We start from the raw sequence: 20,239 nt of genomic DNA on the forward strand, positions 1-20,239 counted from the left end.
ATTAACACCTTTAGACCAATTTGCCGCTAGAATGGCACTAATTAGCCAATTGTTCTTGGGGGAGACAAGTATGCACATAATCAATGGATTGGGCAGACCCTGCCGGAATTGTGCTGCGCTATGATGTCATCGCGGCGGAGGCGTTTCACTCTGAGGGTATTGTTGACCTTAGTGTTTGCACTCTTTGCACTCAGTAGTGCTTATTTTTATAGTGCTTGGTCGTTGCGCAGTGAGTCGCTGACCGATGCGCGCAAATTACTTCATTTTGTTGATAATAAACTGCGCATTGCCGAGCACAGTTTGGCAGAACTCAATGCCCTAGACTTCAAGCAGTGTGATGTTCAAGGTCGTGAGGCGCTTGAATCATTTATCTTTAATCACTTAGGCTCAGGATTGTTCCTTATTCGCGACGATGATGCGCCGCCGTGGACCTATTGCTCTGTAGTGGGCAATTTAGTTATTGAAGATAAAGATCGTGATCCTTCTCGCTACTTGTTTCTTGATGGGCAGGCGCAGAAAAAGCCGCTGGCGGTTATAGGCCATTATTGGCAGGGGCAGAAACGTCGCGATCTATTTATCGGTTTGGTCGGTGATGATCGCGTCAATGCCGTGCGTGTGGCACTGGGTGAAACTGCCTTTTACACCGACAATCGCAATCCGCAGCAAAAAATGGTGTCACTCAATCTGACTAATCATGTTGAAGTGCTCAAATTTGGGCAGCTGCCTGAGACGGTGGCGATGACGGTAGAAGCGTCGAGTAGCAGCTATCCACTTTATGCCACGACTTATATTAGCCAAACCGATTTACTGGCAAAGTTTAAACATAGCTTGCTGATCACCGCTCCCCTTTCAGCCATGCTGGTTTTGTTAATTTACTATTTACTGCGACTGTTACATACATTAAGAAATTCATTGAGTTATCAGTTGCAAGTTGCTGCCGAACAAGGTGATTTCATCGCTTACTATCAACCCATCGTTGATGCGCAGACCGGTAGGGTTGTTGCGGCTGAAGCCTTATTACGTTGGCGTAAGAGCGATGGCAGTATTGAGCCACCAGGGTATTTTATTCAAACGTTGGAAGAGAGCGACCTGATTAATGAGGTCACCCTGCAGATATTGCGCCGTATGCCTACCGATTTAGCGCCAATTTTAGCGCAGTCAAAGTCGTTTCGTTGCAGTATCAATTTGGTACCTAAGCACGTGGAGTTGCCCGACTTTTCCGATGAACTGACGCGATTAGCGGCGCAAGGTTTCCCAACAATGCAGTTAGCGGTTGAGATAACGGAGCGATTGCCGTTACATGATTTAGTGAGTGCCAATAAACATTTAAAGGCGATGAGAGATTTAGGCGTATGTGTTGAGCTTGATGATGCGGGCACCGGATATGGTGGCTCGTCATATTTACAAGAGCTCAGTATCGATGTGATGAAAATTGATAAGCTATTTGTGGATACTTTGCTATATTCGCCGCAGAAAACCCAAGTATTAGATGCCAATATCCAGCTGGCCAATATGTTAAAGTTGCAAGTCATTGCTGAAGGGGTCGAAACCGCCGCGCAATCTGCAGATCTGTTGAGTAAAGGGGTGCGTTTGCAGCAAGGTTACTTCTTTGCTAAACCGCTGAGTGCCGCAGATTTTGTTGACTATTGGCAGGCCTCTACCAAGGAGACCGTGGATGATAACGCGCAGTTTTTGTCAAAGGGAGCGACAAATGAGTAACTTAAGCCGTATAACGTGGACAGTGGCTTTGCTGGTGGTGAGCGTGGGTAGCTGGGCTAATTCGGCCAAAGAAAAGCCCTACATAAAAGCGCAGGATATTGCAGCAAAAACTGAGCAGCAACAGTTACTCAAAGCTCAAGAAGCGGCTAAGCAGACGCAAGATCGAGAAAAGCAGGTGCTTGAGCGGCAAGCATCTGGCGATTGGGAGGCTGAGCAAAAGGCGAAAGCCAATGCACAGTTCAATCAGCGTGAAAGTCGTGAGCAGCGATATTTACGCGAAGCCAAAGAAGCAGCCGCAAAAGATCGTAAAATCCCCAAGCCAAACTAAGTCATGATAAATTTAGGCCTTTGTTGCCGATTTTTGGAGTTTTTTTGAAGTATTGTCCCCTATGTGACAGCCAACAACTGGATGATTTTCATCAAGATAAGTTTCGCCGCTATGTACGTTGTCGCCAGTGTGATTTGGTTAGCGTACCCGATGAATACTTGCTTTCGACCGAGCAGGAAAAAGCCATTTATGATCAACATCAAAATGATGCCACAGACCTCGGCTATCGACGGTTTTTAAGCCGAGCTTGGCAGCCGCTATTGGCCTACATAGATGGCAGTATGCAAGGGTTGGATTTTGGCTGTGGCCCGGGGCCAACGATTAGCGAAATGGCCAAAGAGCAGGGCATCAATATGAGCAATTATGACCTGTACTACTTTAATGAGCCGCAGTTGCTCACGCGCCGTTATGATTTTATCACCATGACCGAGGTGATTGAGCATGTTGCCGATGCCAAGCAGTTAATCGCACAACTGGATAGCGTGATGGCGAGTGGCTCGGTTATTGCGATTATGACCAAACGGGCTAAAGATGAAGCGGCATTTGCCGGCTGGCACTATAAAAATGATTTGACCCACATTCGTTTCTATAGTGATAACACCTTTAAGTGGTTGGCAGAAAAACGGGGCTGGCGGCTTGAGTTTGCTGATAAAGACGTGGTGTTAATGTTTAAACCTAGCTAAGTATCGATTAAACTCACCGTATTCACAATAAATAGGCCGCTAAGCGGCCTATTTTAGTTATTGCATCAGATGGCTAAGAATTACCTTTTGGACAAACTGTTCTGCATCTTCGCTGGATTCTGCGATACAAAATCCATATTGGCATAGCCCAGCTTGTTCAATGGGCTGAATATTTTTGATTTGAATTGGCACGTATAAGGTTTCCATTGCGTGCTCAATGTTGACCTGTAATTGATATTCATCGTCTGCAGAAGCTTCAGCAATAGCTTCTCCAAGGTAGGCGCCACCTTTAATCGAAATATCTTCTAAATGGCCGCGTGATAGTGGTTTTACGCTGACATTGTCACCGGTAACGTCAGTATTGCTGCTAGTGGAATAAATTGCTGCTTCAACGCGGATCGGGATACGCGAATGCTGACGCAGGGCGACACTTTGCAGTTGTTTGGGATAATCGATAATAAGCCATTGCCCCGCACTATTAAGTAACTTCAATATCTTACTGCGAAACGCAACGATATTGGCCTCGGGATCTTCAGCATTGATGATGCGCACCACTACGCCCTGACCATGAGTGATGAACTCAGATGCCAGTTGCCATTGGCGGTCTTTACCTAATGCTAATATCACCGCTTTGCCACTGTCGACGCCGATTAAGCGGGTTTTAAGCCGAATGGCCTGCGTGGGGGTTAACACCTGTAGGTTGACCTCGGTGTTGCAGCTAATACTGTCTAAGTGAGCATGGTCGTTATCACTGGGGCTAGCCACTGACGATTCTCCTTAATATGTCAATGCGATGGGCGCTGTTAGCCGTTTAAATCTCTTGGCTTGACGCTTAATAGTAGCGAATAAACGTATTAAGTTACAAATAACTAGCGTTGAATAATGTTCGGCGCTTGATCTTAGTGGCCAGATAGCTTTTGATAGTGAAGTTTTGATTGGCGCGGGATAGTGCTAATCAGTTAAGTTGCAAGTTCAAATGACTTTGCTCATCCAAAAGGGGCGACACATGAAGTGTAAAATGATGGCGGTCTGTCTGTCGATTGCGATGCTATTAGTATCGCTGACAACCAAGGCCACACAAGTTGAAGATATTAAGAGCTTTACGCTCGACAATGGCATGAAGATTATGGTGATAGAAGATGCTTCTATTCCTAACGCTAACATGTACTTATTTTGGAAAGTGGGTTCACGTAATGAAGTCCCCGGGATTACCGGAATTTCTCATTTTTTCGAGCATATGATGTTTAATGGCTCAAAAAAGTATGGACCTAAGATGTTTGACCGCACCATGGAAGCGGCGGGTGGAGCAAATAATGCTTACACCACCGAAAACCTCACGGTTTACACCAATTGGTTTCCCGCCAATGCCATAGAAACTATTTTTGATTTAGAGGCTGACCGTATCGCCGATCTTGATATCGATCCGGGTATGGTGGAAAGCGAGCGTGGCGTGGTGGCCTCAGAGCGAACAACAGGGCTAGAGAACTCTAACTGGCGTACCTTGCAAGAAGAGGTCAAAGGCGCTGCTTTTCGTGCCCATCCTTATAGCTGGTCAGTGATTGGTCATGAGTCAGATATTGCTGCTTGGACCTTAGACGATCTAGTGCAATACCACAAAACCTATTATGCCCCTAACAACGCAGTAGTCGTTATTGCGGGTGATGTGAAATTAGCACAAGTTAAAAAACTCGCTAATCAATATTTCGCGTCTATTCCTGCCCAGGCCCCACCAAGAGAAGTGAAAACCGTGGAGCCGTTGCAAAAAGGTGAGCGCCGCGTGTTTGTGCATAAAGCTTCGGTAAGTACGCCAAATGTCATGTTGGCCTACCACGTGCCAGCGACATCGAATGCCGATTATTATGCGTTGGATTTATTGTCATCCATTCTTACTGAAGGCAATAGCTCTCGCTTATATCAATCTTTGGTGGAAAAGCAGGTTGCGTTGAATGTAGAAACCTACATGCCAATGAGTTTTGACCCGAACCTGTTTTATATTATGGGCGTAGCCAATCCTGGCATTACCGCCGTTGAACTCGAGAAAGGTCTGATTGCCGAAATCAATCGTATCGCCACAGAAGGGGTGAGCCAGCACGAGTTAGATAAAGTGAAGAACATTAAACTAATGGATTTTTACCGGGCGATGGAAACCATTAATGGTAAGGCTAATACGTTGGGCACCTATGAGCTGTACTTTGGCAGCTATGCTCAGCTATTTAACGCGCCAGAGCAATATAACAAGGTCACCGTTGCCGATGTACAACGGGTAGCTCAAACCTATTTACGCCGCTCAAACCGCACTGTTGGTGTACTGGCTGCAACCGAGGAGACGGACCAATGATATTTGCCAAATTAACCTCAGCGCCATTATCCAAGCTCGCGCAAGTTATCAGCTTAGGCGCTGCATTAACTTTAGGTGGTTGCGCTGCCACTCAAACCAGTGATGTGGTTGATACCGGTAGCTTTGCCGTACCAAGTTATGAAACCTATCAGCTTGAAAACGGCTTAACTGTGTACTTAATGCCGCAACGAGAAGTGCCTCTGATCACTGTCAATGCGGTTGTGCGCGCCGGTGCTGTTAAAGACACCACATCCGGCGTTGCTGCCATGACCGCTCAAGCACTATTGCTCGGCGCTAATGGTAAAACCAAAACCGATATCGAACAGACGGTTGATTTCCTTGGGGCATCCATTGATGCCGATGCCGGTAAAGAAGGTAGCTATATCGTCAGTGACTTTATGGCCAAAGATCTCGATGTGATGTTGCCGTTAGTGCGTGATGTCCTTACCGCTCCAGAATTTAATGCGGCGGAGTTTGAAAAATTACGTCAGCGTCAAATTGCTGGGCTATCGCAAGCGAAGGAAAGTCCACGTCGAGTGATTTCACGTTACTTTGATAAGCTGGTGTTTGGCGAGCATCCTTATGGTAATGCCGTCTCTGGTGATAGTGTTGCGCTGCAATCGTTAACTATTTCGCAATTGCGTGCATTTCATCAAAGTTACTATCAACCAAGCAACAGTGCGCTTTCGATAGTGGGTGATTTTGATGTCGCAGCGATGAAGCGCCAACTGCAGTCACTTTTCGGCCAGTGGCAAAACACTGAACAGTTGCAAGCGCCCGCGTTGGATACCGGTTTAGCCCCGTTAACTGCAAGCCGCGTATTACTCGTCAACAAAGGTGATGCGATTGAAACCACATTTATGATTGGTGGTAAGGGTATTGCTCGCAGCAATCCCGATTATGTTGGTCTACAAGTCGTCAACACTATCTTAGGTGGACGATTCACTTCTTGGCTAAATGATGAGCTCAGGGTTAATGCGGGTCTCACCTATGGGGCACGTTCTGGATTTCGCGCTTATTCTCAAGCCGGTGTGTTTCAAATCAGTACCTTTACTAAAAGCGAAACCACAAAAGAGGCAATGGACTTAGCGCTGAAAACCTATGCAAGGTTGTGGGAAAAAGGCATCGATGAAGCCACATTGGCTTCAGCCAAAGCTTACGTTAAAGGGCAATTTCCACCTAAGTTTGAAACCAGTGCCCAATTGGCTGGCTTGTTGGCCGATATGTACCTGTATGGTTTTGACGATCAATTTATCAATAACTTCCAAGCGCAGGTGGATGGCTTGACCATCGCCGAAAGTCAGCGTCTAGTGGCGGATTACTTTCCGCAGCAAAACCTGCAGTACGTGCTGATAGGAAACGCTGCAAAAATTGCCGATGTTGCTAAGCAATATGGGGAAGTGCAGCAAGTTGAAATTAAAGATGTCGGCTTTGGTAAGTAATTGCTGTTAGTCGATTTACTGATGTGAAAAGGCGCTCTTATCGAGCGCCTTTTTTATGCTAGCCATTTTGCTAGGTCAGCGCTAGGATAATAATTAACCTCAGTTACCGCCTGACAAGAGCTGCATCTATGCCCAACCTACTTGTTGCTATCTTACTGAACATTGGCATGCTGGTTTCCTTTAGCGCGACCGCTAGCCAGCGGGTTGAGCTGGCTTCATTATGCCAAGCACTAGAGGGATATTGGGTAGGTGACTCTGCGCAGCCGCAAGGCGAGGTGGTGGCAAGTTCGGTCAAGGGGTTGTGTAGCGCCGATGGTCAACAGTTGATGCTCTATGTTAGTGCCAAGCATCCCAGCGCTGCCACAGAAGCTTGGTGGTTTCGCCAGCAAGGCGATGAGGTGCTATTAACCTTTTATGCCGGTGAAGATGAAGACAAACAACAGCGCTTTACCCTTTATCAACAAGCGACTAGCTATACCTTGCTAGGTGAAGGCCAGCGTCTGTCTCGTCCGGCGCTGATTCAGCTTAGGTTTGATAGGCAAGCCCAAGGGTGGCTATGGCGTCAAAGTGTCATGTACCTCGATGACGATAGCGATCAGTACCAACTCTTTCGTGGCATCAGCTTGCAACAGGCCAAGCCTTAACCTCAAAAAGTTAAGGCCATAGCGCGAGGTTGATGTTAAGCCTACAAGGCGCCGCGATAGTCGATTTGTCGCCATGCCTCATAGCTGATAATCGCCACTGCGTTAGATAGATTTAACGACCGGCTGCTTTGCGCCATTGGAATGCGAATACGTTGATCTAATGGCAATGACTCGATAATATCAGCGGGTAACCCTCGGGTTTCTGGGCCAAAGAGCAGCACGTCATCTTGGGCAAATTTCAATTCAGAATGTGGCCGACTACCTTTTGTCGTGCAGGCCATAATTCGTTTGCCTTGCATGGCCTGCAGAAAGCTGTCGAAATCTTTATGGCGGGTCACTCGGGTCAAGTCGCTATAATCTAATCCCGCTCGGCGCAACTTCTTTTCTTCTAAATCAAACCCTAAAGGTTCGATTAAGTGCAGCTGACAACCATTGTTAGCGCAAAGGCGAATAATATTACCGGTATTGGGAGCTATCTCTGGCTCGTAAAGGGCGATATGAAACATATGAGTCTTTTGCTAAAAGTGAATGTTGGCATTATACCTAAATCTACTGGTGATGGGCGATTCAATCTTGAGCGCTAATGAGAGCAGTGATCGATGTTTGCATTGCGCGCATGTTCAACATGCAAACAATGCATTTCAATCATAATTAAATTTAGATTATGCTGCTTGAGTTAGTTACTCATAGGAGCCAATGATGTTTGATGCATTAATCTTAACCCAAGAAGATAAACAAACTTTTGCCAACGTAGGGCAGCTGAGCACAGAGCAACTGCCAGCTGGTGATGTCTTGGTTGAAGTGAGCTATTCATCATTAAACTATAAAGATGGATTGGCGGTGACCGGTCTGGGCAAAATCATTCGTCAGTTCCCCATGGTGCCAGGTATCGACTTTGCCGGTGTGGTTAAATCTTCAGCCGATCCACGTTATCAACCCGGTGACAGTGTCATTCTTACCGGTTGGGGAGTGGGCGAAAACCACTGGGGCGGCATGGCGCAGCAAGCCAGAGTGAAAGCCGACTGGTTAGTGCCTATGCCTGCTGGTTGTGATGCTAAAAAAGCCATGGCGATTGGCACTGCAGGTTTAACAGCCATGTTATGTGTGCAGGCGCTGCAGCAAGTCGGCATCAAGCCCGAAGATGGTGAGATATTGGTCACCGGTGCTAGCGGCGGGGTGGGCAGTGTGGCGGTAACCCTGTTAGCCAAGTTAGGCTATCAAGTGGTGGCTAGCTCAGGTCGAGTTGCCGAAAACGGCGATTGGCTTAAGCAGCTGGGTGCCAATGCAGTTATTGATCGCAGTGAATTATCTATCGATGCACGGCCATTAGAAAAGCAGCGCTGGGCTGGCGTAGTTGATACTGTGGGTGACAAAGTGCTCGCTACCGCCTTAGCACAGATGAATTACGGTGGCGCAGCTGCCATTTGTGGTTTAGCTGGTGGCTTTGGTTTACCCACCACGGTGATGCCATTCATTCTACGTGGGGTAAATTTGCTAGGAGTCGACTCCGTATCTTGTCCATTTGCTAAACGCCAAGCTGCGTGGCAGCGTGTGGTTGAATTGCTGCCAGAAGCCTACTATGACCAAGCGAGTACCACCATTGAACTGTCACAGGTGCCTGAGTTCGCGCAAAAGATTGTTAAAGGCGCAGTGACGGGCCGAGTATTGGTTAAGCTGTAGTTTCCGCCGCGGTATTATTTAATAGTTTGGTAATTGCAGTGGTTAAGGTGTGCCGTAACCACTGCTGTCCTTTATCTAATTGTCCACGGGAATGCCAAAATAAGCTGTAGTTCAATGGTGCGATAGCAAAGGGTAGCGGCTTGATCACTAATTGATGCTGCTCAGCAGCAAGTTGCGCCATCCCTTGGGGCAGGGTGATAATGACCGGTTGCAGCTCTATCAAGTTGAGTGCGCCGCCTAAATACGGGGTGCGCAGTAACTCTTTTCTTGGTGGGTAAGCTTCAATAGCCCCGTCGACAATGGCTTTTACGCCATCACTAATGGCAGTAGTCACATGGGGGTAATGTAAGTAATCACTTAGACTCATGCTGGCATTTGCCAATGGATGATCGGTTGCCACTAAACAACTGACACCCACTAGGCCCAATGGATGGTGGTGCAGGTTATCAGTCGGGCCGATTGCCCGGCAAATGGCGACATCGACGTCTTGCACACTCAACTGTGATAACAAAGTTTGGTGCTGCACCGGCACAATCTCGATGCTGATATTGGGTGCTTGACGATAGATGTCTGCCAATACAAATGGTAATAAGGCTTGAATAGCAAAGTCAGTCGCCGCAATGGTGAACTTTTGCTGGCAGTGCTGTGGCACAAAAGCTTGTGGTGTGAGCACTTCAATAATTTCACCAAGTGGGTTTTGTAACTGTTGATAACAATCTAGGGCAAATTGTGTCGGTACCAGTTGTTGGCCTACCCGTGAAAATAATGGGTCGTTGAGCATCACCCGCAAGCGACTGAGAATTCTGCTGGTGGCTGATTGACTTAGATGAAGCCGTTTTGCAGTTTGCGTTACACTGCGCTCTTCTACTAAAATTTGCAATGCAATCAAAAGACTAATGTCTTGCCTGTAAACTTCTTCAAGTTCCATATTGCTAATCCACTCTGTTTATCGTCAAGCCTATTGTTAGGCTTATTGCATCAGATATCAATTTGGAATGGCTTCCAAATTGTTAGCCATTGACCATTTCTGCAGAAATTATAACCGCGAACATATTTCTAACATTTACCGCAACAAGGGACAGCACAATTGTGCCTTTATTCCCATTTTGGAACCGATTCCAGCTCTATGATGACAGCGTCAATTAAAACTAAAAAGGGTGATGACAGATGAGCAATGTAGATCTGCTTGGACGCCGTAATTTCATTAAAGGTATGGGAGCTGCAGCAGGTGTTGCTATGGCCGCCCCAGCAATGGCAGTTTCAGAGAAAGCTGACGGTGTAACATGGGACAAAGAAGTTGAAGTCTTAATTATTGGTTCAGGGTTTGCGGGATTAGCCGCGGCAATCGAAGCGACTCGAAAAGGCGCAAAAGATGTGCACATTTTCGAGAAGATGTCTTATTTCGGTGGTAACTCAGCGATTAACGGTGGCTTGTTTGCTGCGCCGGGTACGCCTATGCAGAAAAAAGAAGGCGTTAAGGATAGTGTTGATCGCATGGTTGCGGATCAACTTGCCGCGGGTCGCGGTATTGCCGATGAAGCGTTACTACGCCATGTGGCGGAACATGCAGTTGAAGCGTTAGAAATGACCTTTGATGCCGGCAGTGAGTATCACCCTTATCTGCAACAATTAGGCGGTCACTCGGTTGCACGGACTTATCAAACCACGGTGAGTTGTGGCGCTGGGATTACCCAGCCATTACTAAAAATGTGTCGTAAGTTAGGCGTTAACACACACAACCGTAGCAAGTTTGAAGGCTTCCTTGTTGGCGAAAAAGGTGAAGTGGTTGGGGTTAAAATGCGCCAAAACTATCACTTCGGTGAAGACCAGCCAGGTGAAGTACTTAAAATAAAAGCCAAGCGTGGCGTGATTATGGCGACCGGTGGGTTTGCACAAAATGTTGACTTACGTATGGCACAAGACCCGACTCTAACATCTGAAGTGGGTTGTACCAATGCGCCAGGGGCGACCGGTGAAGGCATGTATGAAATGTTCCGCTTAGGGGCGATTCCTGTGCATTTAGCGCATATTCAGTCAGGCCCATGGGCATCGCCAGATGAAGGTGGTTTTGGCTATGTGTCTAACTACTCTATCTATAATTTCCCGCATTCAATGGCGATTAACCGCTTAACGGGTAAACGCTTTATGGATGAAATTGCTGACCGTAAAACCCGTGCTGATGCCGAGTTAGCGTGTCGCGATGAGCAAGGTAATGCATTACCTCCAATTTTGATCACTAGCTACAAAGACTCGAAAAAACACCCAAATACTAAGAAGGTTATCAAGTATAACGTGGGCTGGAAGTTCGATAGCGTCGAGGAACTAGCTAAACACTTTGATGTGCCACTTAAGCCACTAAAAGCGCAAATTGAAGAGTACAACAGCTATGTGAAATCTGGTGAAGATAAACAGTTTGGCAAAAATATGACTAAAGCCGCTGGCAAGTACATTGAAGCGCCCTTTACTGTGGTTCGCCTATGGCCAAAAGTGCACTACTGCCAAGGCGGTGTACAGATCAACACTAAGGCCGAAGTGAAAGATAGCTTCACAGGTCAGTCAATCGCTGGGCTCTATGCAGCGGGTGAGGTTTGCGGTGGTATCCATGGTGTGAGTCGTTTAGGTAGTTGCTCTATTCCTGAGTGCATGGTGATGGGTATGACAGCCGCTCGCTCAATGATGAAGGCTTAACTGGACCAATAATAAGAGGAATCAATAATGAAAACACTGAATATTGTACTCGCACTGGTCCTGACCGGTTTAGTGAGCCTATCAGCCCAAGCGGTGGAAATTCGCGACCACCACAAAGATGTTATTGGCAAAGACTGTAAAGCTTGTCACGACAACGGTATCAAGCAGTTCCCTTCTGATCAGGCTTGCTTGCAGTGTCACGATGTTGATGAGTTAGCCAAACAAACGGCACGTAGTGAAGAAGACAAGTGGCAAAATCCACATAATAACTTGCACTATGGCAAAGAGCTGCCTTGCCAAGAGTGTCACGGTGAGCATGAATCTAAGCAGCCGATGTGCAGCAACTGTCATACATTTAAGTTTGATAAACATAAAGAGTAAATAGAACTCAAATAGCTTCACTCATCTCTATATTTCCTTGCATCTAAAAGCCGCCCGTTAGGGCGGCTTTTTTTCGTTGTAAATATAACTAAATAGCCTCCGGTTAATTTTTATTTTTTGTGTGGTTATTTTTGTTTTTTATATTTTGATAGGAAATTATTTTGTTGGTGGCTATGTTTTATTTTATCTTTCAATTTGCCAGCTTTTATCTAAATTAATATCTGGTTTATTAACGTTTTGACCTATAAATGTTTTTGTTATGTAAGTGTGACTGGGTTAACAATGTTAATTGGTTACTTTGCTTTGGTTAAATTTTTGGAATTGATTCCAATATTACTATTGATGTCGAAAAGGGGTGTTGATTAATTAATAAATATAAGTGGTGATGTATGAAGTTTAATATTTTGTTTGGTTCTTTATTACTATCAAGCGGTGCAATGGCTGCTGATATTCCTGATTATCTTGATGTCAATGATATTGATAGTGCGCAGTTTGTTTGTTTGGGTGAGTCGCCTAGTTATTCTCAAAAAGATCAAAAGTACATAGACATACTTTGGCAGGAAACGCTGAGCTATTTGCAAGCTTATGCAACGGCATTGACTAATGACAGTGCAGGTGATTGTCTCAACTCTGATACGGCGATGTTTGATACTACCAATGGTGGTCAGAAAATGTGTGTGATGGATCGTCGTGATATGAAGTTAATGGTGAAAAATATTCATCAAGTACTCAACAATCCGGATGAAGCAAAACGGTGTTTTGGCGCCAGAGAGGATGTGAATTGGATTTACAACCCAGGTGGTGAACTTACTAAAAATTCTCCTGTTGCACAGCACTTTAAACGCACAACCTTTAAAGAGTTTTTTGACACTAAAGTCACTAACAAAGACGTTAAAAAACTAGGTCATTCATTCACCAAAAACTTCTACAAAATGGTGACTGGCGATGAAGTTAAAATGCCAGCGGTTTTCCCCTATGACATTAGCGCCAAATCTCTCCCTAATTTATGGGCGGCGGCCGGTTGGTTCCCTATGTATGCCGAAGAGAGCAAACGCAACGACAAAAATTTCAATAATATCCGCGGTGGTTATGCCTATGCTGAAATTTTTGGCCATTGGGGGTTATTGCGAATTGATACCATTAATGGCGAGAAAGTCGGTGCTGAAGTGGGTATGACAGTACAGTCAGTTAATACCCTGTATCCATTCCACAATCATGCCATTTCAGAAATGTACTACAACATGCGTGAGCCCGCTTGTGCCAATCAATTCCAAACTATGGCAATTCGCGAAGATTCGCCATTGGTTAATACCGTAAAAGAGACCGACAGCATGCGTCGAGTTCAGTTTGACGAGGGTCAGCATAATTCGCAAACCATGTGGTTATCAGGTAGTGCCAATCAAGATGCGCTGTTGTACTTCCACCAAAACACCATCCATGGTTTTGACATCGATGGTAGTTGTGAAGCTAAGCCAGAAGAGCGCGCTATTGTCTCGGTATGGGCGCGCAGTAATGCCCATGATACCCGCAATGATTACGGTACTACGTTGTTGTGTGAATCAGCTAAAAATCCCGGCACCCCAGCCAAACGCGGCGAAATAATTCAGTGTGATTTAACGAAGTTGAAATGGTAGTTGCCAATAGGTATTGGTGGTGGGCGCTCCCCCTGCCACCAACGCCAAGGAACGGGATCTATCAGTTTTAGTACGGTCTTTTAATAAATATTCTAACGCTTAATAATTAATTAGAGGTTTTGATGAGTAAACGTAATTTTGCCATGTCTATGGTGGCATTGGTGGTGGGTATTAATAGTGTGTCAGCGTTTGCTGATGATTCGGTGGTTAGTGGTTCTCTACGCGCTAATTATAGTTACAAAGAATATTCTGATGCATCTAAAGATAAAGGTGGTGATTTAGATTTTAATATGCTTGGTATTAAAATTAATCATAGTTGGGATGATTTTGGTGTGGCAGCAGAATATCGGTTTTATGATGGCTATGATCATTTAAAATATGGCTACGCATTTTGGAATTATAGTGATGAGATCACGTTTGATATAGGGGCAATTAGTAAACCATTTGGTAATAAAAATTATGCATCACACAACTGGTGGTACAGCCTTAATTACTATTTAGGTTTTGAAGATGATTTTGGGCTGGGTTTAGGAATGGCCTATGAGAATGGGGCGTCGACCACCGAGTTGGCGTTTATCAAAAATGCCGTTTATGGCGGAACCGACCATCGCGATTTTGCAGGGACTGTTGCAAAGGGCACGATTGGCGACACGACCTATAACAATGAACAGACCAATATGTTGGCGGGTCGTCAAAGCTTCACTTTCAATAGTGGTGAACTGACCACCGTTGTTGGTGCTTCAGTCGAATATGGCCAGTTATACAATGATGAATTTGGTGAAAACGGCGATATGTTCAACTATGCACTGCATGTTGATATGAACTACGCAGGTTGGGGGTTGCAGGCGCAGTATTTGGCGTTTGATTTTGATCAGTATGATGATGGCCAAATTGATCCAAACAAAATCGGTATGGGCATGCTAGGTGGCTTTTATGAAGTGGCGAGCAAAGGCAATATATATACGGCCAACTTATCTAAAACTATTGCGACTAGCTGGGGCAGTTATACCTTATATAATGACTTTAGCATGGTGCAGCCTGAGGTGGACGAGTTTGATGACTCAATACTAAACACGACAGGTGTCTCGGTAGGTTATGGACAATTCTTTGTCTATGTTGACCTGTATAGCGCTAAAAATGTCTTGTGGTTAGGAGGAAACAACTTAGGTCTAACGCAAGCAAATGACGACTGGAATTATCGTTTCAACATCAACATGCAATATTACTTCTAATGGTTAGCCATTGACGTAATCAATAACAAAACGCCAACCGATAAGGTTGGCGTTTTTGTAGGTAGGTGTAACCAAACCACAGCTTGTGCTAAGGGACTTCAGCTAACTCCAGTACGTTTGCCTTTATCAATGAAATCAGCTGCATGGTAGCATCTGTTTGGGTCTCTGGGTTGAGATAAAGTGACTCATTAAATGTCGGCAAACAGGGTAGGCCATGCTCCATAGGGTCGAGGATTTCCATCGCGTCTGTGATGCGAAACTCTGCGATAGGTGCTACGACTAAGTCGTTTTCAACCGCCATGCACAAAGCCTGCGGCGATGGGGTCGACAGTAATACATTGATGGGTCGCATAGAAATCTGATGGTTAGCAAAAACTTGCGCGCGGATCGGGCAGTTTTCAGGGTATAGCGCCATCGGGATGGTATCACGAGTATGGGCCAGACCATTTTTTGCCGAGACCCAATGGAATTTGCGCTCAAACAATAGCTCTCCGTGGGCTGGCGGTTGCCAGTGAGTTGCCACTATCAGATCAAACTCACCTTGTTGTAGGCGCTTGTATAAGTTGCCACTGACATCGGTATCGATCACCAGTTCAATACAAGTAAATTCACGAATGAACTCCAATAAACAGCTACTTAAATAGCGTTTGATGTAGTCAGTGGGAACACCTAGGCGAATCACTTCTCGATTTTGACAATCTTTGATGTCATCAAGCGCTTGAGAACTCAATTGCATCATTTTATAAGCGTAGTTGAGTAGTGTTGTACCTGATTCGGTCAACTGCACGCCTTTGTTGTCTCGAACCAGTAGGGTTTGGCCCACAGATTCTTCCAATTTCTTGATTTGCAAACTCAATGCTGATTGGGTGCGACACACTTGTTCAGCGGCTTTAGAGAGGTTGCCGCATTCTGCCACAGCGATGAAACTTTCAAGTAGTTCTATCTTTAACATAGTGCTATTGAGTTTATTGATAGTGGTATCAGTATTACTCAATATGGGGTAGTCGCAAAGCTTGCTATATTGGTATTGTGAACTGAATGTTCATGCCATTTAACAAAGTGTGACGGGGTCGATATGAGTAACTGGGAACAGCGTGGACAATATTTAGTTGAGGTTGCTCAACGTTGCCTCAAAGGCCATAAATCGTTTGATTTATGTCGCTCACATTTGGTTAAAGCCAGCCAAATTTCTAAAGGTACTATCTATAATCATTTTCCCAGTGAGGCCGATCTAATCGTTGCAGTAGCGGTAGATGATTTGCAAATGTGTTTGGCCCAAGCGCAGTTGGATGAACAGCGTTATAGCAATCCATTTTTACGCTTTTTATATCACCATTGCTGGCGTCTGCATCATGTTCTATCGCAGCAGAAGTTTGTGATTCAGCGGGTGATGCCCAATGAAGATATCCTCAATGCTGCAGGTGATTACTACCGAGACCAATTCAACCATCACTACCAGCAATACAAACAGTGGCTAGCAGCGACCATTGCTGAGATAGGCTTGGTAGAAGGCTTTGATCGCCACGAGCTCGTCTCTCAATACTTGCGTGGCGCGATCATTAACTGTGATGACGACAACAAGTCAGCAGATGATCCGCAGTTATATCATCAATACAGCTACGCCATTACTCACTTATTGGGTCACTCAGATAAGCGCATTCCCACCAAAGCCCACTTTAGCCAATGGCTGCAACAACTGCAGGGTAGCAAAGCGGCCTAAGTGTTAGCCAAGTGTCCTAAGTCTTAGCCGGCGTTAGGTGAAATTTATTGCAATCAGTGCTTAGCTGATTAGTCAGCTCACTAAGCTGAGCGGCGCCCTGCGCCACTTGCTGTGAGATACTGGCAACTTGACCGCTGGCATCTTCTATTTGTGCCAAACTTCGCGTGAGTTCATCGGTGGCCTGAGCTTGTTCATGACAGCCAGAGGCAATCGATGCCAAATGTGAAGTGGCTTGATCCATTTGTGCCACAATCCCCTCAAATGCCAGCTCGGTTTGTGCGGCAATATCGTTGCCGTCGGCCATCTGCGTGATGGATGCGTTAACCAATAGCGTGGTTTTTGAGGCTGCGGTAGCCGTGCGATTAGCAAGCTGCCGAACTTCATCGGCAACGACGGCAAACCCTCGTCCATGTTCGCCCGCTCGGGCCGCTTCAATGGCCGCGTTCAGTGCAATTAAGTTAGTTTGATCGGCAATATTGGTGATTTCACTCATGATATGGGCAATCTCATCGCCAGAAGTTCGCATCTGCGCTAAGGCTAAAGATAGCTGCTGCATCTGCTGATGGCTCTGGCTGGCCTGCGTTAAACTGTGTTGACCTTGTACATTGATATCGGTTGAAGCCGTGGCGGTGATTTTAGTCTGGCTATCAATTTCATGTAGTGCAGAGCTCATGGCGGTGACCAAATCGAGCTGTTCGGTTGCACCTTGAGCCAGATCTAGACTGCCGTTGTTAAGATCATGACTATTCTGTTCAATGGCTTGGGTACACTGCTGCACCGAGCGTACTAGGTGGGACAAATTCAGCAGCATTTTTTGTAGCGCTAGCCCCAGTGCGTCTCGCTCGCCGGTCAATTGCACCTCAAAGGCGAGATCGCCGTGGGCAATTTTCTCTGCCGTGGCAATCTGTTGCTTTTGTACTTGCACCAAATGCGCCACCGCATGGGCAATATGCCCAAGCTCATCTTGGCGTTGCAATAGCTTGTGCCAAGCTGTTTGATTTAGCTGACTGAGTTGAATATCCCCTTCTGCAAGGTGAGCCACGGCGCTGGAAACGGTACTCAAACCTCGGGTGACGACATTCACCAGTTTAACAATTAGCAGTGCCACAATGATGATGGCAACAGCAGCCACAGCCGAGCTAACAAGTATCAACTTACGCTCATTGGCAATTAACACTTGGGTATCTACGGCGCTGATAATTGACCAGCCACTAGTTGGCTCTTTGACCACCCAGCCGCGATAGTGAAGTTGTGCTTGGTTAAACTGCACCGTTTGTTCAGACAAATGACATAAGCTATCTAAATCAAGTTGTTCGTTCGCTAGCGTTGGCTGCGGGTGTGCGACCAATTGGCAACGACTCGACAGAACAAAACTGCTGCTATGGGGCTGAGTTTGGCTCAAGTCGACATACTCGTTGTAAAAATTGTCCAGTGGTAGGCTCATGAATAAGATATTGTCGCGGGAAACCTGCTGGGCAAAAGTGACCAATAACTTGCCATCAACTCGGCTATGCACAGGTTCAGAAATAACCAGTTGCTTACTGTTCAGCGCCTGCGTGACATAGGGCATGGTTTGATAGTTTTTACCGATACGTTGTGGATTACTGGCGGCAATCACCTGTTGTTGACTGTCCAATAACGCGATGTTTCTGGCGCCATTGTGTTGGGCTGTGGCCGCTAAGTGAGCCGATAGCTTGGTCTGCCAAGCCTGATCTTTTGTCGCTAAGTGCACAAATGGACTCTCTGCCAGTGCAGCTAAGGTGTGCTGGTGGTTGTTCACCCAACTACTGATATTGTCACGGAGCAATGCTGCACTGGTTTGCATGGCATTCGATGATGCCGTTTGCATCATAGTCAAACTTAGGCTGATACACACATAGGCAATGCTAACGAGTGCCAATGTGACTAAGGGGATCAGTAAGGCATTAAATCGATGACGTAGCTTCATAGCGCACCTTTGTTGGCAAAGAGCAGAGCACAGTGGCGCTAAATGACCACTTGCTTAAACAGGTTTTGGATGATGAACAAGCCAATAAAGCAGGCGATTGCAGACATAATTGGTGTGATGACCCAACCGATTAGAATCCGCCCCAATACTCGCCACTGTACCGGTAACTTTTTCAATAATGCGATACCAACCACCGCGCCAATCACCGCCTGTGAACTCGATACCGGCACCAGCGGGATTGCGGGTAAACCTAAGCTAACAAAGGCATTGGATAGGCTTTGAGATGAGAAGATAAACAGCACAATTGAATGAGCCATCACTACCACCCAAGCGGTAACAGGCGTCATGGCGATGAGGTTATCGCCTACGGTTAACATCACTTTTTTAGAGTAGGTAAATACGCCGATGCTAATGGCGACGGCGCCAATGAAGAACAGCTGCATGGCCGGGGTTAATGTCAGCCCAAACAGATCCATTGGATCAATGGGAGCGCTGAGTACAAATACACCCATTACGTTGGCAATATTATTAGCCCCCAAACTATAAGAACCAAACGCACCCGCAAGGATTAATCCAATGCGGGTCCATTTATCCAGTTGGAACAACCCTGGGCGCAATCGCGCGATACTGGTACTCACAAGCTTGAACAGTAACACCGCGGTAATGGCCGCTAAAATAGGGCAGAGCACCCAAGTGCTGAGGATTTTAGTCAGCACTTCTGAATCTGTAGGCATACCGCTAAACAGGTTCCAACCGATGATAGCGCCCACAATCGCTTGGCCTGTAGAGACCGGCAGGCCGGATTTAGTCATAAAATAAACCGTGGTAGCGGCAGATAATGCCACGGTAAATGCACCGCCTATGGCAGAGACTTTTCCTAGCGCGCCTAAGGTGTGTGATGCCCCAGCGCCACTGATCACCGCGCCTAGAATCACCATAACCGAACAGATGAGGGCCGCGGTGGAAAACTTGACCATTTTCGAACCTACAGCGGTACCGAAAACGTTAGCAGCGTCATTCGCGCCTAGTGACCAGCCGAGAAATAAGCCGCTAGAGAGAAAGACCCAAATCGCAATATCCATATTGTCGCCCCTTACTGCACACGTTTGAGGGTGAAGATGGCAATGCGGTCACTGATATCTTCGGCCAAGTTGGCGACTTGGTCTAAGCGGTCGCAAAAATAGCGCAGTTGGATTTTATTCACGAGTGGCATGTCGGTATCGAATAACATCACTTTGGTGCGGGTGCACTGCTTGTCGGCTTGACTCTCAAAAGCGATGACTTTGGTGTGATACTCCTGTACTCGCTGCAAGTCGGTAAAGAAACTTTTGGCGCACAGCAATGTATGGTCGATGGTTGCACCAACAATATCGAGTAAAGCCAGCAGCTCTTGGCCTACAGGCTGGGGAATCAATGGTTGCTCAATTTTAAGATGCAGGCCAATAGTCTCTTGGCGGTTGATTAATCGATCGGTCAGATCGATAAGTGAAGCCACGTCGGAGCGTAGATCGGGGATCAAGGTTTTTCGATACAGGGTTTGTTCGATTTCGCGTTTAAGTAAATCCGCTTGATGTTCAATCTCTTGCAGTTCTTTTAGTGCTTGGGCAAAGACGTCGCTTTGTGGGCCGTAGTTTAAGTAGCTAGTCCACATTTCTACCGATTTATGATGCGATAAAGTGACTTGATCTAAGAACAGATAGACCTTGGTTTCGGTCGATTGGGACTGAGAAAGCAGCGTAGTGAGCCGAGAAAAGCCAAACATGGCATCTCCTTGTCGTGAGGGAAGTAGGGATTTTTTGAGG

The 20,239-nt window shown here is 46.2% G+C and carries 19 protein-coding genes; 12 read left to right on the top strand and 7 right to left on the bottom strand.

What is annotated here, in order from left to right; translation table 11 throughout:
* Positions 1-171: 171 nt before the first annotated feature.
* From L865_RS24570 to L865_RS0112630, 3 genes are read left to right on the top strand one after another with little or no spacing between them, the layout of a single operon-like run.
* Complete coding sequence (locus tag L865_RS24570; RefSeq protein ID WP_245608433.1) at positions 172-1,719, top strand: EAL domain-containing protein; 1,548 nt, start codon at positions 172-174, stop codon at positions 1,717-1,719.
* Positions 1,712-2,047 (top strand): hypothetical protein, encoded by a 336-nt coding sequence (locus L865_RS0112625; RefSeq protein ID WP_028773581.1) that lies wholly within the window; start codon positions 1,712-1,714, stop codon positions 2,045-2,047. Before L865_RS24570 ends, L865_RS0112625 begins: the two co-directional genes overlap by 8 nt.
* Before the next feature lie 44 nt (positions 2,048-2,091).
* Positions 2,092-2,730 (top strand): class I SAM-dependent methyltransferase, encoded by a 639-nt coding sequence (locus tag L865_RS0112630; protein ID WP_037471091.1) that lies wholly within the window; start codon positions 2,092-2,094, stop codon positions 2,728-2,730.
* A 57-nt stretch (positions 2,731-2,787) separates the two neighbouring features.
* Here L865_RS0112630 and L865_RS0112635 read toward each other — a convergent pair whose 3' ends face one another.
* A complete protein-coding gene (locus tag L865_RS0112635; protein WP_028773583.1) occupies positions 2,788-3,495 on the bottom strand; it encodes a flagellar brake domain-containing protein in 708 nt (235 codons plus the stop codon).
* Between the two features lie 253 nt (positions 3,496-3,748).
* Between L865_RS0112635 and L865_RS0112640 the strand changes: the two genes are divergently transcribed.
* From L865_RS0112640 to L865_RS0112650, 3 genes are all read left to right on the top strand, one after another.
* Positions 3,749-5,068: a M16 family metallopeptidase gene (locus L865_RS0112640; RefSeq protein WP_425423634.1), complete on the top strand. Its 1,320-nt coding sequence runs from the start codon at positions 3,749-3,751 to the stop codon at positions 5,066-5,068.
* Positions 5,065-6,510 (top strand): M16 family metallopeptidase, encoded by a 1,446-nt coding sequence (locus L865_RS0112645; protein WP_028773585.1) that lies wholly within the window; start codon positions 5,065-5,067, stop codon positions 6,508-6,510. The genes L865_RS0112640 and L865_RS0112645 overlap by 4 nt, the downstream gene beginning before the upstream one ends.
* Before the next feature lie 128 nt (positions 6,511-6,638).
* Complete coding sequence (locus L865_RS0112650) at positions 6,639-7,154, top strand: hypothetical protein (RefSeq protein ID WP_028773586.1); 516 nt, start codon at positions 6,639-6,641, stop codon at positions 7,152-7,154.
* 41 nt (positions 7,155-7,195) lie between these two features.
* Here the strand turns inward: L865_RS0112650 and trmL are convergent, their stop codons facing one another.
* A complete protein-coding gene (gene trmL / locus L865_RS0112655; RefSeq protein WP_028773587.1) occupies positions 7,196-7,660 on the bottom strand; it encodes a tRNA (uridine(34)/cytosine(34)/5-carboxymethylaminomethyluridine(34)-2'-O)-methyltransferase TrmL in 465 nt (154 codons plus the stop codon).
* A 193-nt stretch (positions 7,661-7,853) separates the two neighbouring features.
* On the opposite strand from trmL, the gene acuI reads away from it, so the two are divergent.
* Positions 7,854-8,834 carry an acrylyl-CoA reductase (NADPH) gene (gene acuI, locus L865_RS0112660; protein WP_028773588.1) on the top strand — a complete coding sequence of 327 codons (981 nt, stop codon included), beginning with the start codon at positions 7,854-7,856 and terminating at the stop codon, positions 8,832-8,834.
* Here the strand turns inward: acuI and L865_RS0112665 are convergent.
* Positions 8,824-9,762, bottom strand: a complete 939-nt coding sequence (locus L865_RS0112665) for a LysR family transcriptional regulator (RefSeq protein WP_028773589.1) — start codon at positions 9,760-9,762, stop codon at positions 8,824-8,826. The two genes, acuI and L865_RS0112665, sit on opposite strands and share 11 nt — an antisense overlap.
* A 239-nt stretch (positions 9,763-10,001) precedes the next feature.
* Between L865_RS0112665 and ardA the strand changes: the two genes are divergently transcribed.
* From ardA to L865_RS0112685, 4 genes are all read left to right on the top strand, one after another.
* Positions 10,002-11,522, top strand: coding sequence for an acrylate reductase flavoprotein subunit ArdA (gene ardA / locus L865_RS0112670; protein ID WP_028773590.1), 1,521 nt, complete (start codon positions 10,002-10,004; stop codon positions 11,520-11,522).
* A 27-nt stretch (positions 11,523-11,549) separates the two neighbouring features.
* Entirely contained in the window at positions 11,550-11,903 is a 354-nt protein-coding gene (gene ardB / locus L865_RS0112675; RefSeq protein ID WP_028773591.1) for an acrylate reductase cytochrome subunit ArdB, read from the top strand.
* A 389-nt stretch (positions 11,904-12,292) separates the two neighbouring features.
* The gene (gene dddY, locus L865_RS0112680; RefSeq protein ID WP_028773592.1) at positions 12,293-13,537 is read left to right on the top strand and encodes a dimethylsulfoniopropionate lyase DddY; all 1,245 of its coding nucleotides are present in this window, start codon (positions 12,293-12,295) and stop codon (positions 13,535-13,537) included.
* A gap of 122 nt (positions 13,538-13,659) precedes the next feature.
* Positions 13,660-14,769, top strand: coding sequence for a hypothetical protein (locus tag L865_RS0112685; protein ID WP_037471093.1), 1,110 nt, complete (start codon positions 13,660-13,662; stop codon positions 14,767-14,769).
* An 88-nt stretch (positions 14,770-14,857) separates the two neighbouring features.
* On the opposite strand, the gene L865_RS0112690 is transcribed toward L865_RS0112685, so the two are convergent.
* The gene (locus L865_RS0112690) at positions 14,858-15,721 is read right to left on the bottom strand and encodes a LysR family transcriptional regulator (protein ID WP_028773594.1); all 864 of its coding nucleotides are present in this window, start codon (positions 15,719-15,721) and stop codon (positions 14,858-14,860) included.
* 123 nt (positions 15,722-15,844) lie between these two features.
* Between L865_RS0112690 and L865_RS0112695 the strand changes: the two genes are divergently transcribed.
* Positions 15,845-16,489 (top strand): TetR/AcrR family transcriptional regulator, encoded by a 645-nt coding sequence (locus tag L865_RS0112695; RefSeq protein WP_028773595.1) that lies wholly within the window; start codon positions 15,845-15,847, stop codon positions 16,487-16,489.
* A gap of 16 nt (positions 16,490-16,505) precedes the next feature.
* Here the strand turns inward: L865_RS0112695 and L865_RS0112700 are convergent, their stop codons facing one another.
* Genes L865_RS0112700 through L865_RS0112710 form a run of 3 tightly spaced genes read right to left on the bottom strand, consistent with a single transcriptional unit; the run spans position 16,506 to position 20,199 of the window.
* Positions 16,506-18,437 (bottom strand): methyl-accepting chemotaxis protein, encoded by a 1,932-nt coding sequence (locus L865_RS0112700; protein WP_028773596.1) that lies wholly within the window; start codon positions 18,435-18,437, stop codon positions 16,506-16,508.
* Between the two features lie 38 nt (positions 18,438-18,475).
* Complete coding sequence (locus tag L865_RS0112705) at positions 18,476-19,519, bottom strand: inorganic phosphate transporter (RefSeq protein WP_028773597.1); 1,044 nt, start codon at positions 19,517-19,519, stop codon at positions 18,476-18,478.
* An 11-nt stretch (positions 19,520-19,530) separates the two neighbouring features.
* The gene (locus L865_RS0112710; RefSeq protein WP_028773598.1) at positions 19,531-20,199 is read right to left on the bottom strand and encodes a DUF47 domain-containing protein; all 669 of its coding nucleotides are present in this window, start codon (positions 20,197-20,199) and stop codon (positions 19,531-19,533) included.
* Positions 20,200-20,239: the final 40 nt, after the last annotated feature.

Origin of the sequence: Shewanella waksmanii ATCC BAA-643 (assembly GCF_000518805.1) — a bacterium.
In the GTDB taxonomy this organism is placed as follows: Bacteria; Pseudomonadota; Gammaproteobacteria; order Enterobacterales; family Shewanellaceae; genus Shewanella; species Shewanella waksmanii.

What these genes read in the sequence shown, in the direction of transcription:
- L865_RS0112690 (WP_028773594.1), bottom strand. Translation starts at nt 15,721, where the DNA reads ATGTTAAAGATAGAACTACTTGAAAGTTTCATCGCTGTGGCAGAATGC.
- L865_RS0112650 (WP_028773586.1), top strand. Translation starts at nt 6,639, where the DNA reads ATGCCCAACCTACTTGTTGCTATCTTACTGAACATTGGCATGCTGGTT.
- dddY (WP_028773592.1), top strand. Translation starts at nt 12,293, where the DNA reads ATGAAGTTTAATATTTTGTTTGGTTCTTTATTACTATCAAGCGGTGCA.
- L865_RS0112645 (WP_028773585.1), top strand. Translation starts at nt 5,065, where the DNA reads ATGATATTTGCCAAATTAACCTCAGCGCCATTATCCAAGCTCGCGCAA.
- trmL (WP_028773587.1), bottom strand. Translation starts at nt 7,660, where the DNA reads ATGTTTCATATCGCCCTTTACGAGCCAGAGATAGCTCCCAATACCGGT.
- L865_RS0112705 (WP_028773597.1), bottom strand. Translation starts at nt 19,519, where the DNA reads ATGGATATTGCGATTTGGGTCTTTCTCTCTAGCGGCTTATTTCTCGGC.
- ardB (WP_028773591.1), top strand. Translation starts at nt 11,550, where the DNA reads ATGAAAACACTGAATATTGTACTCGCACTGGTCCTGACCGGTTTAGTG.
- L865_RS0112625 (WP_028773581.1), top strand. Translation starts at nt 1,712, where the DNA reads ATGAGTAACTTAAGCCGTATAACGTGGACAGTGGCTTTGCTGGTGGTG.
- L865_RS0112700 (WP_028773596.1), bottom strand. Translation starts at nt 18,437, where the DNA reads ATGAAGCTACGTCATCGATTTAATGCCTTACTGATCCCCTTAGTCACA.
- L865_RS0112685 (WP_037471093.1), top strand. Translation starts at nt 13,660, where the DNA reads ATGAGTAAACGTAATTTTGCCATGTCTATGGTGGCATTGGTGGTGGGT.
- ardA (WP_028773590.1), top strand. Translation starts at nt 10,002, where the DNA reads ATGAGCAATGTAGATCTGCTTGGACGCCGTAATTTCATTAAAGGTATG.
- L865_RS0112695 (WP_028773595.1), top strand. Translation starts at nt 15,845, where the DNA reads ATGAGTAACTGGGAACAGCGTGGACAATATTTAGTTGAGGTTGCTCAA.
- L865_RS0112665 (WP_028773589.1), bottom strand. Translation starts at nt 9,762, where the DNA reads ATGGAACTTGAAGAAGTTTACAGGCAAGACATTAGTCTTTTGATTGCA.
- acuI (WP_028773588.1), top strand. Translation starts at nt 7,854, where the DNA reads ATGTTTGATGCATTAATCTTAACCCAAGAAGATAAACAAACTTTTGCC.
- L865_RS0112640 (WP_425423634.1), top strand. Translation starts at nt 3,749, where the DNA reads ATGATGGCGGTCTGTCTGTCGATTGCGATGCTATTAGTATCGCTGACA.
- L865_RS0112710 (WP_028773598.1), bottom strand. Translation starts at nt 20,199, where the DNA reads ATGTTTGGCTTTTCTCGGCTCACTACGCTGCTTTCTCAGTCCCAATCG.